Genomic DNA, 14,421 nt, shown 5'->3' with positions numbered 1-14,421 from the left:
CCAATTTGCCCGGCGCTCGCCGACGAAAGTGCAAGGTTTTTGAACCTCTGGATGCTATAGTCTTGCACTTGCTTGGTGAAAAAATGCTCAAAACCCTTACCTAGACTATGTTTCACTTTTGTTCAGCAAGCCCTAACTAATCCTGATTTCTGCCTGGAATTAGCTCGTAAGTTGGTAGTTTGTCGAGGCCAGGGACAGCGTAAGTTTTTAATGCGAGGAACTAGAGGTAAAGCTAAAGCAGAAAAGTTGGAGAAAGCGATTACTAAAATGAAAGCTGTACTTAAACAAGTTCCTAAAGCCAAATCTTTAGAATCACTCTTAGGACTAGAGGGGAATTTAGCAGCGCTGTATTTTAGTGCTTTGCCCTGTTTGATTTCATCAGAAGTTTTAAAAGAACTGCACTTTGGCGGTCGAAATCGCCGCCCACCCAAAGATAGGTTCAATGCACTGCTGAGTTTTGGCTATGCACTTTTACTCAAGGATGTAATGAACAGTATTCTAGTTGTCGGTTTAGAAGCTGCTTTGGGTTTTTATCATCAACCGCGAACGCAAGCTGCACCGTTAGCACTGGATTTGCTTGAAATTTTCCGCGTGCCTTTGGTAGATATGACAGTAATGGCTTCAGTCAATCGGGGTCAGTGGGACGTTAAGGCAGATTTTGAAATTCGTGGGACGCAGGTTTGGCTAAGTGAAGCAGGTCGGCGCAAATTTGTAGAACTGTATGAAAATCGGAAACAAGAGAGTTGGAAACATCCTGTTACGGGTTATTCCCTTACCTATCGCCGTTTATTTGAGCTAGAGGTGCGACTTTTAGAAAAAGAATGGATGGGTGAGGGTGGTTTGTTTGGTCATTTGGTACTGCGGTGAGGTATTACAATGGCAGAACAGAAAAATTGTTACCTCATTTGTTACGACATTCGCAATCCTAAGCGTTGGCGCAAAGCTTATAAGTTGTTGGAGGGATATGGAGAACGGATACAATATTCAATTTTTCGCTGCGTCATGAATCAACGCGATCGCGAAAAATTACGTTGGGAGTTGGAGACGATTTTGGCAAAGGAGGATTGTATTTTATTTGTGCGTTTGAGCGATCGCTGTGTGCAGGATATACCCAAGTACAATCGACCGGGTACGTGGGAAAATACAAACAAGCCTTTTTTGATTCTCTGAAAAATGCAAGCATCTCTCTTTGTTCAGGCAGTGAAGATGGATGTAATTGCTGGAATCCTCATAAATACTACATTTGAGGAATTTTTGAGGCGTTGTAGGTGCTTGCAAAATTTGTAACCTCTCTTCTATCAAGGGTTTTGGATTATCAAGCTAGATTGGAATTGAGTCAAAATTGAACAATTTTAGTTTATTATTGGTTTTTTTGGGAGATGCTTGTAAACTTGGATTAGAGCGCTTGCTTGCTAAGGCTTTCAAGCTTCGCCGTGGTTTAACCTTAGATGCCGTAAGGCGTTGAGCACAAGCTAAATGGTACGAATACCGCGCTGACTCTACAGGTGGTTTAACCTTAGATGCCGTAAGGCGTTGAGCACTTGGATTATAATCCCCCGATTGAATACGGGTAGTGGGTGGTTTAACCTTAGATGCCGTAAGGCGTTGAGCACACTTATGAATATTCTTTAATCTCACCATAATATTGTGGTTTAACCTTAGATGCCGTAAGGCGTTGAGCACTATGACTAATAGACACTAACTAACTGCGTACTTTCTGTGGTTTAACCTTAGATGCCGTAAGGCGTTGAGCACAACGCCCAGTTTCTCTTCCTCCAAATCGAAATTTTCCTGACCAAACCTTAGATGCCGAAAGGCGTTTATCCTATGGAGTCTACTATTAAGCAGATTGAACGTCGAACTAAAATTCCTGGCGCACAGTGGAAAATTGATAATGTTCCTCAAGTCCTAGCTCATTGATTAACCTTTGCTCACTAAATAAAAGCTTTTTCTTGTACTTTTTCCTTAACTAGCACATAGGGTTTTTCTGCACCTTGTGCTAGATATTCTGCTAACTGACTTTCGATTTGATCGCGCACAATTTGGCGATACTCTAGAAAATGCTCGTTGTGAGCACAAGCAGCCAGATAATGCTCAATAACTCCTGGGTTACGCTTGAGAATGCTGAACAAATGATGCCAGAACTTCCAGCGAGTTTCTCGTTTGATTCCTTGTCGCCAAATTACAGTCAGCAGTGCTCTCACAACTATCCACTCTGGCATTTTAGCTGGGGCTTTCCAACTCGGCAAACCCATCATTAAGAAGCAGCGATAAGTACGATCCAAATACTGCACTGGGTCGTATAAAGTACAAAACGCCTCAACATATTCCCGTGCGAGTTCTTCTAGAGGACGGGTGGGGAGGAAGTTCATCAATGTTGTTTGGTTGATGTTGCCATCTTGGTTTTCCCGCAGTCGTCCTTCTTTTTTCAGACGATGCCAAAGCGCTGTATTTGGTAACGCTTGCAACATGGCAAAGGTGGTAGAGGGAATAGCTGCTGCTTCAGCAAAGCGGACAATGCGATCGCCTGCGCCTGCTTTTTCGCCATCAAACCCGATAATAAACCCAGCCATTGGGCGCAATCCCGCTTTGGTGATGGTTTCTACTGCCTCCGTCAGGGAATTGCGAGTATTTTGAAACTTCTTGGTCATTTGCAAACTATCCTCATCCGGCGTTTCGATTCCCAAAAACACCGCCGAGAAACCGCACTCAACCATCAACTCCAACATTTCTGAGTCTTCTGCCAAGTCAATTGAAGCTTCAGTGTCAAATCGGAAAGGATACTTGTGTTCTGCCATCCAGATTTTTAACTCTTTGAGCAACAATTTCACATTCCGTTTGTTGCCAATAAAGTTGTCATCCACCATGAACACACCCCGCCGCCAACCCAATTTATAGAGGTAATCTAACTCTGCTAATAATTGTGCTGGGGCTTTGGTGCGCGGTTTGCGCCCGTAGAGAACAATAATGTCGCAAAATTCGCACTGGAAGGGACAACCGCGCGAAAACTGCACCGACATCATGTCATAAGCATCCAATTCTAATAAATCAAAACGGGGTATTGGTGTGCTGGTTACATCAGGTTTTTCTGTGGCGCGGAAAGTGCCAGATGTGTCTCCCCGTTGAATTGCTTCAATAAACATGGGTAGCGTGATTTCCCCTTCATCTAGAATTAGAAAATCTGCACCAACATTTTCAACTTCGTGAGGTACAGACGTGGGGTAGGGGCCGCCGACTGCGACTAGCTTGCCACGTTTTTTTGCTTCTTGGATTTGGTCGAGTAAATCTTGTTTTTGGACAATCATCGCCGAGAGGATTACTACATCTGCCCATGCCCATTCTGCTTCTGTCGCTGGGCGAATGTTGCGATCGACCAGCTTGAATTCCCATTCTTGGGGCAGAATCGCGGCTACTGTTACTAAACCTAGAGGTGGTAATAAAACTTTGCGATCGACTAACTCCAAGATTTTTTCATAAGACCAAAAGGTTTTGGGAAATATCGGATACACTAATAAGATTCGCATGTAGTATCAATCCTCACACTTTGATTGTTATCCCACTTTAACGAAAATTAAGAGCTATTGACTTTTTATTAAAGTTGTTTTATTTTAACATTTCGGTTGGGGATAAGATAATTTATACATAAAATATCTCCGAAAAAGAATGTAGATACGCGAAATTGTACTTTGTCCCGCAGTGCTAACACGTCTCTACAAGGATTTCAGGTAACGCATAATTAATTTATGGAGATTGGTATGACTCGAATCCTTACACCTGAAAATAAGCAATCATGGAGTTTGTATTTGTTGTTTGTATAATTTTGTTTACTTTTTATATAATTTCGCAAATAATTTCGCAGGAAATTAGGGTAAATAATCTTCCAACTATAGAAAGAGAGGCAAGTGTCGTTTCTAAACGTAGAAATAGCACTACTACTATGACACCCCCTGAATTCATGACTGATGCCAATGGTAATCAGACTATGACATTTCCTCCTCAAACTCAAACGAATTACTACATAGAATTTCAATTTGAGCATGGAAATCTTGTGGAGTTTGCAGTCAGTAAAAAATTCTATGACTCTCTACATGAAGGTGATAGGGGTAAGCTTTCTTCTAAAGAAGATATACGCTTTGTGGATTTTCAAAAATTTCATTAAACTAGATGTTTTTGCCCTAATGTTAACAGTGTCTAATACCCTACTTCACACCTTTAACGCCACTAATTTTTAAAACATCACTCATAGTTGCACAATAATTTGGCAAGCCGAAACTATCGGGATTGATAAATTTTTCGTATGTAAAATGCCGATAGTTCATGCAAAACCTATCCCAAGCAGCCATCTGAATGCGGAACAGAATAATAAACAAATTAGCTAATGCTATAGATATGGGAATGCGAAAGTAAATCTTTTTGCCCAAATAAGCACAAACTTCTTCCACTGCTTGATCAGCAGTTAACTGCGCTTGACCTAAAACAAACCGCCGTGGTTGATCCTTTGTAGGAGGATGATCAATTAAATATCGTACTACAATGGCAATGTCTCGCCCGTGGATAAAGTGAAAACTGCCATCTGCTTCCAAAAAGCGAATTAAATTAATATATTTCGTAACTTCTGGAATGCCAGATGTGAGATGAGAATAGGGTTTGTTGGGATCACCGCCCAATACTAAAGTAGGAAATAGTGTGGTAATTTTGGGTGCGATCGCTAATTCTGATGTCTTATGTAAGCAGTCATATTTAGAACGGATGTAATCTGTCCCAATTTCCCCTGCTTCTTTTAATGGTTGATTGTAACGATCCAAAACGCTAGCTGTCGAAAAATAAATTACCTGCTGGCAACGGTCTGGATCTAGCAGCTTCATCAACTCTATAGTTTTAATGACATTAATATCAAATGTCTGCTCACCACCCCAAGCTGTGGCGGTGAGTACTGCTATATCAATTGTTAGTAATAAATCAGAAAATTGGCTAATGTTTTGCATATCGCCTTGCAAAACATTAATACCTGAACGTGCCTTGGTGTCAACTTGCAGTTTACTTGGGTTTCTAACTAACAGATACAGTTCGTGTTCTGTTTCCTTAATTAAGGCTTCTGTTAAATAATGACCTATACAACCACTTGCACCAGTCACTAAAATCCGTTTCTGGCTCATAGAGAATTTCTAAAAAGTAGGGAGTTAAAAGTTAAGAGTTCAGAATAAAGCTAAAAGTTCCGAATCAAAATTTGGGAATCAAAAATGAGAACCCCGAACTTGGAAAAAGACGCGATTCATCGCGTCTCTACTTTTAACCCTTAACTCCTGCAAGATTCAGTTCCTTTGCGGTTTCAAAGAAGAAAGCGACATTTTCCTCTGGAGTTTCTGGTAAGACACCGTGACCGAGATTGAGAATATGACCCCAATTACCAGCTTTGCGAACGGTATCGAGAATGCGATCGCGGATAAACTGTTTAGAGCCAAATAGCACGCCTGGGTCAAGATTTCCTTGAACTTTGACTTGCTTGCCTAATCTAGCTCGTGCATCTGCCATATCCACTGCCCAGTCTACACTGACTATATCAGCACCAGATTGTGCCATTCTTTCCAACACACCCGCACTACCGCTAACTAGCAAAATCAAAGGTGTATCGGGATGGGTTTGCTTGACTTGCTGGAAAACTTTCTGCTGATAGGGGAGAGCAAAGGTATCATAATCTTGAGGACTCAATTGACCCGCCCAAGAATCGAACATTTGCACAACTTGGGCACCAGAGTCGATTTGATACCGGGCATAGATGGCGATCGCATCTGCTAATTTAGCTAATAATTGATGCAATATCGTCGGGTCGGAAAATGCCATGTTTTTAATGATGGAGTAGGTTTTAGAACCTTTTCCTTCTACCGCATAAGCTGCTAACGTCCACGGCGCACCCACAAAGCCTAAAACTGTCGATTTATCGCCCACTTCAGAGCGTAGCGCTTGCAAAATTGTCTTAATAAATGGTAGGTCTGCTTCTGGCTCTAAAGGACGCAAACGATCAATTTGTTCTTGAGTCCGCAGAGGCGAGTCAATGATTGGCCCTTTACCTTCGGCAATGTCCATGCCAATGCCCAAACCAGGTAATGGGGTGACAATATCAGAAAATAAAATTACTCCGTCTGGCTGGAATGCTCTCCAGGGTTGCAAGGAAACTTCAATTGCTACTTCTGGAATTTCCGAGCGATCGCGAAAGGAAGGATACTTATCTCTTAAGTCTCGATATGCTTTCATATATCGTCCCGCTTGTCGCATCATCCATACAGGGGGACGATCTACCACTTCACCGCGAGCAGCCCGCAACAGATGAGGAGTTGTTGAAGAAATACCCATTTATCACTTCATCCTAAGTCACAATTTTTATGCCACTGTTTAGCTTATCATTCTGGGATTACGCTTTTTCAGCAGATTTGCAGGAAAAGGGGAGTGGTAGGGCAAACGCATCTAAAATTACTCTTGATCGCAACCAAGATTAAGAACCAACGAAAAAGTCAGCATTTCTCGTTTGGTTGAGTTTCCAAGACTCAAAAATTAAAACGTTAGAAAATACTGACATTAAAAGCACGTATTCTTAAATCTTTCGGCGATTTTGTCTATCATCAATAATTTAGGATTGCGATAGTACTATCTTCTCTTTTGATACTTTAGCAACGATTCGTACTCAGGAATTACGCAAAACTACACGCGCTCAGGGGCAATTCATGTAGACGCATACTCCTACGGAGAAGCAAGCTACGCGGAGCGGAGCGTCTCGTAGAGAAGCGGCTTCCCGCAGGGTATTGCCCCTACCTGAAAATAAGGGTTTCGGCTATTGTTTGCGTAAGTCCTGGTACTGCATGAAAAATACCATGATATCGCTGGGCTGTGACAAGTAACAGTGTGTCTCGAAGCCATGCTTCAAGACACATCTTCAAAGGTTTTCAACGCACATCCTGATAAACTTATCCTTTCAGTGTCACTTGATGTTGTAAGCGTTTGAAGAGTGAAGTCATACCACAAGCACCTATTGCTAACACACCTAACATCGCATTAGGTTCGGGAACGCTCTGGTTGGCTAGTCTATAGGCGTGGTTGTCTGTTTCAAAGGCAATACCATCTGAGCGCATCACAACTCGGTCAAATGTTTCTCCTGTTTCAGCTACAAGATTGACAAACAAGTTAGCTTGAGTGCTAGTCCAACTACCATTAGCTATTGCAGTTGGCACATCTGCACCACTAAAAGCCTTTAATAACTGATTACCTTTGTAAATGTCAATATAGTTGTAACTATCCAATGATCCTGCATAAAAACCGAAGTAATTAACAGCTTCTTTGAAGGCAATATTGACAAAACCACTGTTGCCTGCAACGTTAGTATTTGTTGGAGCAATTGTGAGAAACTTGGTAGTATCCCCCAAAGGTGAGGCGTATTGACCAGATACACTACCTTGAACAATGTTGGTAGTAATATTAGAGTAAGTAACAAATCCATTGGGATCATTTGCTGTGCCATCATCAAAGGTGACAGTTTTGGCATCAGAGTAGCTAGAAAACGGGCCACTGTTGACTTGCATAGTCACAGCACTAGCTGGATTTGCATTTATAACCACAACAGTTGTTGCCAGTAAAGCCAAGGAGAATTTTTGCAGCATTCGAGTAATAAACCTTTAAAGAGAGAAAGAGTATTAAGACTGATTTTTTTGAAACCTAGCTATGAAAAACTGGTTCCGTCACTCCAACAACCTAGAAGAAAATCACAAAGATTATTAGGTCTTTGTGTATGACTTTTTTTGGTTACAACAAGCTCGAAGATGTAAGTTAATCTTGATGCTTTGTGATCCTATTTTGGTTTTTATAACTCGCAAAAGATACAGTGTATATACTAAAATATCTTTAAAGATTAAGTGAAGGCTTTTGTGTAATTTTAGCGGATAGGACAAAAGCTAAGATGTCCGCCTTAGGGAGTGCAAGATAGGGACTGAAGAGTGAGAAATAGTGTAAAACAAGAATCAATATTTAATTGAGGATTGGGCATTGGGCATTAGTTATTCTTCCCCGGCTCTCCTATCTCCCTATTCCCTCACTCCCTACTCCCCTAAATTTCTATGCAAACTGACTCCAACAGTCCCGATCATGTCGCATCTACTGACAACGAGCCTAATCCAGGAAAATTTTTGATTCCGCGATCGCAGCGACAGAGGTTCTTTATTCAGTTTACCTTGATGACCGTTATCGGATGGGTTGTGGGTGGCGTTGTCAGTATAGCCTTAGAGAAAATTATTCTCCAAAGCCTACCACCTACTGTTGCTCTCCAGCCACAAACATGGAACATTTTAGTCAGAAGTTTTAGCAATGTTGTATTTGCAGTGATTTTCGCCACAGACCAGAGCCTTATCCTTTACCGATATTTATCGGGTTGGCAGTGGATATGTGCTACCAGTGCCGGATGGGTGATTGCCAACGGCATTTCTACAGCTTGGATTAACTACATTTCATCCATTGCCTCATCGTTAAATGAAACTTTATCTCCTGAACAAACTTTGATTTTTGGATTTCTGTCAGCGATCGCATATATAATTTCTGGTATTTGGCTGGGGCTTTGCCAGTGGCTGGTATTGAGGCGATATACAGCAGACATTTGGTGGTGGAATTTTTTACCTTCAATCTCTTTTTTATTAATTAGTATTTTGGTTTGGTTGCTTTTTCTTGTACAAAATTTAATTCCAGAAGCAAACCGTATTCCTATCTTGTATTGGAGTGGACAATTATTTACAGCACTGATTCTAGGAATTATCCCAGCAATTGGCTTGTGTACCTTGAAAAGAAATTCCTATCGCAAAACTGAAATTTCTGCATGACTATTATCGACGGATTCACTAACAATAATCGTAGCCGGGTACTGCTATAAACATTAAAATCGAGGTTTTTGCCATCGGTAGACAATGCCTACCTGACAAAAATCGATTTTCATTTGTCAGCCCAAATAAGTTCTAAACGCTCTTGTGCTGTTTTGAGGGCTTTTTCAGGAGACTCACCCAGCAATGTAGCCTCGATAGCTCGACCAAGACTGTCAGAAATCCGACTATATCCAGCAATAATCGGTTGAGAATATGCCATAGGCATTTGCTCAAAAAACACTTTTAACACTGGTTTTTCATTGATGAATTGCTGATAAGCTTTGCTTTTAGCCGATGTCAGGGTAACTGGTAAAAAACCTGTCCCTGTACTCCATTCTGTTTGGAATTCTTCACTCAAAACATACTCTAAAAATTTGAGTGCCGCTTGCTCTTTTGCTGGTGTGGTCTTCATTACAAATAAATTTCCAGTACCCGTGACTGTGGCAGGCTTCACACCTGCCGGTATGGGAAATACTTGATGATCAACCTCAGACTTCATGATTAACGTCCAAGGGCCTGTGATCTGCATCGCCACACGACCCGCAATAAAAGCGTCTTCTTCATAACCTCGTTCTGGGGTTGAAAGCAATACTGAACCATCTTTTATCAGGTCTTGCCAGAATTGTAAGGCAGCGATCGCACCTGCATTCATTAAATTTGGGCGATTATTGGTTACAATCTCTCCCCCAGCCCCAAATAGAAAAGGGAACCAACTAAATACAGTCCATCCACCTTTTCCTAAAGGCAGTAATATACCATACTGTTCAGGGCGGCGATCGCCATTGCGGTCTATAGTTAATTTTTTGGCAACTTGTCTCAATTCATCCCAAGTTTTGGGTATTTCTCTGATTCCCGCAGCTTCAAAAAGCTTAGGGCGGTAGAAAATAGCAATATTACTAGTATGCATTGGAACTGACCAAATATGACCACCTAACTGCATTTCTTCCAGGAGATTTGGTCTGATATCTGACTTTAGTGGCGATTTCTCTAACCAATCTTCTAAAGGTATAATTGCTCCTAATTCTATAAATTGACCTGTATATTCAGGGTGAAATGACAGAATATCTGGAGGTACATTAGCAACAACAGATGTTAATAACTTTGGTAATTGGGGTTCAGGCTCGAAAATAGATTCCACCTGAATATCAAGATGAGTTTGATTAAATTTATCTACTAGTTTTTCAAAAATCTCTCGATGTGCAGGCGGATTAATCGCTTGCCATAATGTCAGACGAATTACCCCGTTGTCATTTTGTTTTATTCCCTGACAACCAAATAAAAATATTAGACACAAACTAAAAACAAGTTCTAAAAGTGACAGCCGCCAAGTAAAATTGAAACACTGACGGAAAAGTTTTCTGGTTTCGGATGTTAAAAGGTTAATGTTCATGCCAAGCAGTTAGCCAGAAGGATAGGTTGTGTAGCATAAAATACGAAAAGTTTATACTGATTGAGAAACAACTTGCTGGATCAAAACTTCTAACCTATTCGCACAGCTAGACTCACTAAAGAGTCGTTCAATTTGCTTAGAGCGTTCAATTTTCTCCTGAGGCGTTTTCACGTGAGTAATAATTGCTGCTGCTAAGGCATCCACATCACTTGGTGGTACTAAAGTTCCGCATTCTAGTACTTCAGAAATTTCACGCGGGCCAACTGGACAGTCACTAGCAATGAAGGTTACTCCACTTGCTATAGCTTCTACAATCACCATACCAAATCCTTCAAAATGAGAGGCAAGTATAACTGCTCTAGACAGTGAGAAATAAGCTCTAGGATTAGGAACAGATCCGGCAAAGAGAACAATGTCACCAATAGCTAAGGAATTTGCCAGAGCTTGCATCTCGGTTTCCAAATCACCATCTCCTAGCAGAATCAGTCGGATATTTAAACTATTTTGACTAGCTTTAGCAAATGCCTTAAGTAAAGTTTTGTGGTCTTTTTGATGGTGGAATCTGGCAGCAGATACAAAGGTAATTAACTTCGGGTCATTTAACCATAATTCGGCGATAGGATTGAGAGGTAAATTATTTATATCAGGTATTGCTGGATTGTAAGATATTGTTACTCGATGGTGATTCAAGCCAAGGTTTAACCATCTTTCATAAAGAGTGTTACAAACAAAAACTAGTCCACTAGCTTGTTTCATAGCACGTAGATTGATGCAATTATCAATAGTGATATATAAGTTTTGGATCAGTGCTTTTATTGAGTCTGTTTTGGCTTTAACCTGTAATTCAGAAATGTAATCAGTGTGAATATAGCTAATGTATGGAACGGATAAACTTCCGGGGATGAATTGAGAAATATAAAAGAGTTTGGTGACAAATGCAGTGTGACAAATAATAATATCAGGTTTCTGATTAGCAATGACCTTACTTAATTGCATCGCTACCCAAATCTGTTGTATTGCTCCCCCAATATAAAATAGAGTGCCTGCCACTTTCATTACAATCACTGGTTCAGCAGCTTTAAAAGCCGTTGTCCATAGTAAATCTAAATCTGTAAGTACCACAGTAGAAACTTTATAGCCAGCTTTAACCTGATACGAAATTAGCGAATCTGCCGTTCTTGGCGCTCCACCAATGTTATTCAATACTATATGACAAATATGCATAGTTGCAGATATTATATTCTCTGGAAGCGGATAGAGAGAATGAAATTTTTTAGGTTCTTAGCGTTGTTCTAAAAAACTCTTGGTAACACTAGTTTCTGCTCTTGTATAAACATAGGTTTCCGGCTCGGTTATTTTTTGAGTTCTAAAGATTTTTTCAGCCCGCTCCCAGAGGTCTGTATCCTCTCCATAAGCAAAATGTTTGAATCCCTGCAATTCAAAAAATACCTGTCTCTTACCAAAGAATGTTGGACCTAAAACACATTCTCGTAGATTAATTGTTTGACCAGGTTTAAAATAATCTGCTACCCAAATTTCTTCTTCAGTTGCAAATCCACCTTCAATCAAGTCAATTTCTGGATTAGCTTTAATATATTTAAGACGCGACTCCAAATGATCTGATTTGTATGCATCGTCACTGTCGATAAATGTGATATATTTGCCAAAAGATGCCTGAATACCAGCATTTTTGGCGTAACATTGTTTTTTGTTTTGATGTTTTAAATATCCGATATTTGAAAATTCTTGTAAATAAGGATTAACAATTTCAAAAGTATTGTCTTGGCTGCCATCATCAACTACAATCAGTTCCCAATCCTTAAAAGTTTGATTGATAATACTTTCAATGCACCTATTTAAGTATTTTGCTCTGTTATAGGTAGGTAGGATAATTGATATTTCCGGCATTGGGTCAAACATTACACTGTTCATTATATAAATAATATAAATATAGGTAAGATTATATTGAAGCTGTCATGAGCAAAAGGCAGATTAGAGACAAATAATGATGTAAGATTTCCTTTGGATAAACAAAGATGGGCTAATTTTCGATTTCATATTGCATCAGTTTTTCAAACCAATATTTTGGACAAAAAATAAATATAGATGATTAATTTATCCCGATTCCCGTGATTTTACACCTTGACTAATACAGGTATACATTAATAAATGTAAATATTTTTTAAGTAGTAAGTTTACAAAAAGCTTGGTATCATTTTATAACACAGGCTACTCATCAGAAGATGTAAAATGGTTAAACTTTCACTCCCACCTTTTTTAAGCGATTATTCGCAAGATTCATTTCATTTAAAACAGCATCTACAAGAATTTTTGCATTTAGATTCAGAAACACTAGATGAAAAATTAGCTGCGGGTACACAGCAGTTAGCCGAGTTAGGTAACAAAGATTTTGATTGGGAGACACCAACTGCTTTTTATCGTGACAAGGTGGGAGAAGTTTATTTATTTGAGTTGGGAGCCTGGCATTTAGCAAGCCATGAAAATATTGAAAATACCTTGTTTTTGATTGTAGATCATGCCCAAGGTCGGGTGTTAGATTTTGGTGGTGGTATTGGGACTCATACAATTTGTGCTGCCCTTTGCCCTGAAGTTGAGCAAGTTATTTATTGTGATATTAATCCTGTTAATCGTGATTTTGTTCATCATCGAGTCGAACAGCTAGGGCTAAGTAAAAAAATTATTATTTGTCAGGAGATTCATCCAAAAGAAACTTTTGACACAATTATTTCCTTTGACGTTTTAGAACATTTAGCAGACCCTAGCCAACAGCTACTTCAGTTTTATCAAGCGCTAACACCTGAAGGTAAAACCATCCTAAACTGGCATTTCTTTAAAGGTTTTAATCAAGATTACCCTTTTCACATTGATGATCCTCAAGTAATAGAAACCTTCTTGAAGACAATTCAGAGTAAGTTCTTAGAAATTTTTCACCCTTACTACACTACAGCTCGTTGCTACCGTAAATGGATCTGATTTTAACTTAATGTGGATGTGCGATCGCTAATATTCCCGCATCCCCACCTACTGTTAAGGCTGCATTGGGACTATTATAATCAAAAGGCAGGTTAGAGACAATCGGAATACCTAAATCATCTAAGCGATCGCTTTAATTTCCCAGTGTAAAACTTTTTCAGGATAGCAAATAGTTGAAAAAGCTTCACAGACTGGCATGAGTATCATACCAAGGTTCTTTTATACCGAATATATCTAAGAGCATCTTCCCCACAGATATTTGATAAAAAATCCCATTAATTCCGAATAATTTGTAATTTAAAAAAATGCGTTTGTAGACTTTAATTACTTCACTCTCTGAGAGCCAAATATCTGGTGTTTCTTCTCCAAAGAGTCCACTAGCACCAAATTCAAACTCATGTGCAATATACTCGCCTTCTCGTGCTGGTGAGGGACAAACCTGTTTAAGTACTTTCGCTTGGTTGATAGCTTTAAATTTCTGATAACCAAGTTCTTTTAACAGCGCAATTTCTTCAAGTAACGCACTCCAAGAAGCCTTTGTTGATTCTATGGATATGAACTGTGGTTTGGTGTGAAACTGCCGTAATGCCTTTATGCATAATATATCAGCACCTTCAATATCTACTTTGAGATAGTAGGGAATGCCAAACTTCTCCAAAATGTTTTCAAATCTGCGTCCTTCTACAGTCATCTCAATAGAACGTGTACCAAAGCTGCTTTCGCCCTTACGCGCCCAATCTACTGAAGTCGTACCCCAAAAACTTCTGTCTAAGTTAGCGTAAAAAGTGACTGGCTCATCCTTTGGTGATACAGCAATATTTAGGAGAGTAAGTTGACCATTTTCTATGTATGAATTTAGTCGATTTTTTGTAGATTCGTAAATATCAGGATGAGCCTCAATTCCAACAACTCGAAAGCCTTTTTTTAAGTAAAACTCTGTATCTTGACCTGTATGAACACCAACATCAATTATTAAGTTTCTATTCATAAATCACGTTTTCCTTGAATAATTACTGCAAGCGTTCGATCATGTAATACTTGACACTATAGTTTTTTATATGGAAATGCCTTCAAAAGAAACTTTTGAGCCAATCATTTGTTTTGACATTTTAGAACATTTAACAGTAAGCGGATCTGATTTTA

At 39.6% G+C, this 14,421-nt stretch carries 13 protein-coding genes, 1 pseudogene and 1 CRISPR repeat array; of the genes and pseudogenes, 5 read left to right on the top strand and 9 right to left on the bottom strand.

Translation table 11 applies throughout. From position 1 onward, the window contains the following. The first annotated feature begins 75 nt into the window (after positions 1-75). Together cas1 and cas2 are read left to right on the top strand one after the other, a co-directional pair. Positions 76-867, top strand: coding sequence for a type I-MYXAN CRISPR-associated endonuclease Cas1 (gene cas1 / locus ACEW80_RS25765; RefSeq protein WP_373529323.1), 792 nt, complete (start codon positions 76-78; stop codon positions 865-867). Positions 868-876: 9 nt separating this feature from the next. Beyond that, positions 877-1,170 (top strand): CRISPR-associated endonuclease Cas2, encoded by a 294-nt coding sequence (gene cas2, locus ACEW80_RS25760; protein ID WP_373529322.1) that lies wholly within the window; start codon positions 877-879, stop codon positions 1,168-1,170. A 263-nt stretch (positions 1,171-1,433) separates the two neighbouring features. Continuing rightward, a CRISPR array of direct repeats spans positions 1,434-1,827; the repeat unit is 36 nt; unit sequence GTGGTTTAACCTTAGATGCCGTAAGGCGTTGAGCAC. A gap of 107 nt (positions 1,828-1,934) precedes the next feature. On the opposite strand, the gene ACEW80_RS25755 is transcribed toward cas2, so the two are convergent. Next, positions 1,935-3,524 carry a B12-binding domain-containing radical SAM protein gene (locus ACEW80_RS25755; protein ID WP_373529321.1) on the bottom strand — a complete coding sequence of 530 codons (1,590 nt, stop codon included), beginning with the start codon at positions 3,522-3,524 and terminating at the stop codon, positions 1,935-1,937. A gap of 266 nt (positions 3,525-3,790) precedes the next feature. Between ACEW80_RS25755 and ACEW80_RS25750 the strand changes: the two genes are divergently transcribed. After that, entirely contained in the window at positions 3,791-4,159 is a 369-nt protein-coding gene (locus ACEW80_RS25750) for a DUF2500 domain-containing protein (protein ID WP_373529320.1), read from the top strand. 40 nt (positions 4,160-4,199) lie between these two features. Here the strand turns inward: ACEW80_RS25750 and ACEW80_RS25745 are convergent, their stop codons facing one another. The 3 genes from ACEW80_RS25745 to ACEW80_RS25735 all read right to left on the bottom strand — a co-directional run bounded on the left by ACEW80_RS25745 (position 4,200) and on the right by ACEW80_RS25735 (position 7,649). Further along, positions 4,200-5,156 (bottom strand): NAD-dependent epimerase/dehydratase family protein, encoded by a 957-nt coding sequence (locus ACEW80_RS25745; protein WP_373529319.1) that lies wholly within the window; start codon positions 5,154-5,156, stop codon positions 4,200-4,202. Between the two features lie 133 nt (positions 5,157-5,289). Beyond that, positions 5,290-6,351: a uroporphyrinogen decarboxylase gene (gene hemE, locus ACEW80_RS25740; RefSeq protein WP_373529318.1), complete on the bottom strand. Its 1,062-nt coding sequence runs from the start codon at positions 6,349-6,351 to the stop codon at positions 5,290-5,292. Positions 6,352-6,959: 608 nt separating this feature from the next. Further along, positions 6,960-7,649, bottom strand: a complete 690-nt coding sequence (locus ACEW80_RS25735) for a PEP-CTERM sorting domain-containing protein (RefSeq protein WP_373529317.1) — start codon at positions 7,647-7,649, stop codon at positions 6,960-6,962. Positions 7,650-8,102: 453 nt separating this feature from the next. Here ACEW80_RS25735 and ACEW80_RS25730 point away from each other — a divergent pair, with 453 nt between their 5' ends. Continuing rightward, a complete protein-coding gene (locus ACEW80_RS25730) occupies positions 8,103-8,855 on the top strand; it encodes a hypothetical protein (protein ID WP_373529316.1) in 753 nt (250 codons plus the stop codon). A 109-nt stretch (positions 8,856-8,964) separates the two neighbouring features. Here ACEW80_RS25730 and ACEW80_RS25725 read toward each other — a convergent pair whose 3' ends face one another. From ACEW80_RS25725 to ACEW80_RS25715, 3 genes are read right to left on the bottom strand one after another with little or no spacing between them, the layout of a single operon-like run. Further along, positions 8,965-10,284 (bottom strand): ABC transporter substrate-binding protein, encoded by a 1,320-nt coding sequence (locus ACEW80_RS25725; RefSeq protein WP_373529315.1) that lies wholly within the window; start codon positions 10,282-10,284, stop codon positions 8,965-8,967. A 51-nt stretch (positions 10,285-10,335) separates the two neighbouring features. Beyond that, the gene (locus ACEW80_RS25720; protein WP_373529314.1) at positions 10,336-11,508 is read right to left on the bottom strand and encodes a glycosyltransferase; all 1,173 of its coding nucleotides are present in this window, start codon (positions 11,506-11,508) and stop codon (positions 10,336-10,338) included. A 57-nt stretch (positions 11,509-11,565) separates the two neighbouring features. Further along, on the bottom strand, positions 11,566-12,216 hold the full coding sequence (locus ACEW80_RS25715; RefSeq protein ID WP_373529313.1) for a glycosyltransferase family 2 protein: 651 nt from the start codon (positions 12,214-12,216) through the stop codon (positions 11,566-11,568). 318 nt (positions 12,217-12,534) lie between these two features. Between ACEW80_RS25715 and ACEW80_RS25710 the strand changes: the two genes are divergently transcribed. Beyond that, positions 12,535-13,278 carry a class I SAM-dependent methyltransferase gene (locus ACEW80_RS25710; RefSeq protein ID WP_373529312.1) on the top strand — a complete coding sequence of 248 codons (744 nt, stop codon included), beginning with the start codon at positions 12,535-12,537 and terminating at the stop codon, positions 13,276-13,278. Between the two features lie 7 nt (positions 13,279-13,285). Here ACEW80_RS25710 and ACEW80_RS25705 read toward each other — a convergent pair. Then, positions 13,286-13,408 (bottom strand): annotated as a pseudogene (locus ACEW80_RS25705) (LD-carboxypeptidase); the annotation flags it as partial. Between the two features lie 54 nt (positions 13,409-13,462). Continuing rightward, complete coding sequence (locus tag ACEW80_RS25700; RefSeq protein ID WP_373529311.1) at positions 13,463-14,266, bottom strand: FkbM family methyltransferase; 804 nt, start codon at positions 14,264-14,266, stop codon at positions 13,463-13,465. Positions 14,267-14,421 lie beyond the last annotated feature (155 nt).

Source organism: Nostoc sp., from assembly GCF_041747015.1.
GTDB lineage: Bacteria > Cyanobacteriota > Cyanobacteriia > Cyanobacteriales > Nostocaceae > Nostoc.
This window is presented reverse-complemented; position numbering and strand designations above follow the sequence as displayed.

Coding starts and splice junctions, on each gene's coding strand:
- cas2 (WP_373529322.1), top strand. CDS start 877: ATGGCAGAACAGAAAAATTGTTACCTCATTTGTTACGACATTCGCAAT.
- ACEW80_RS25755 (WP_373529321.1), bottom strand. CDS start 3,524: ATGCGAATCTTATTAGTGTATCCGATATTTCCCAAAACCTTTTGGTCT.
- ACEW80_RS25750 (WP_373529320.1), top strand. CDS start 3,791: ATGGAGTTTGTATTTGTTGTTTGTATAATTTTGTTTACTTTTTATATA.
- ACEW80_RS25745 (WP_373529319.1), bottom strand. CDS start 5,156: ATGAGCCAGAAACGGATTTTAGTGACTGGTGCAAGTGGTTGTATAGGT.
- hemE (WP_373529318.1), bottom strand. CDS start 6,351: ATGGGTATTTCTTCAACAACTCCTCATCTGTTGCGGGCTGCTCGCGGT.
- ACEW80_RS25735 (WP_373529317.1), bottom strand. CDS start 7,649: ATGCTGCAAAAATTCTCCTTGGCTTTACTGGCAACAACTGTTGTGGTT.
- ACEW80_RS25730 (WP_373529316.1), top strand. CDS start 8,103: ATGCAAACTGACTCCAACAGTCCCGATCATGTCGCATCTACTGACAAC.
- ACEW80_RS25725 (WP_373529315.1), bottom strand. CDS start 10,284: ATGAACATTAACCTTTTAACATCCGAAACCAGAAAACTTTTCCGTCAG.
- ACEW80_RS25720 (WP_373529314.1), bottom strand. CDS start 11,508: ATGCATATTTGTCATATAGTATTGAATAACATTGGTGGAGCGCCAAGA.
- ACEW80_RS25715 (WP_373529313.1), bottom strand. CDS start 12,216: ATGAACAGTGTAATGTTTGACCCAATGCCGGAAATATCAATTATCCTA.
- ACEW80_RS25710 (WP_373529312.1), top strand. CDS start 12,535: ATGGTTAAACTTTCACTCCCACCTTTTTTAAGCGATTATTCGCAAGAT.
- ACEW80_RS25700 (WP_373529311.1), bottom strand. CDS start 14,266: ATGAATAGAAACTTAATAATTGATGTTGGTGTTCATACAGGTCAAGAT.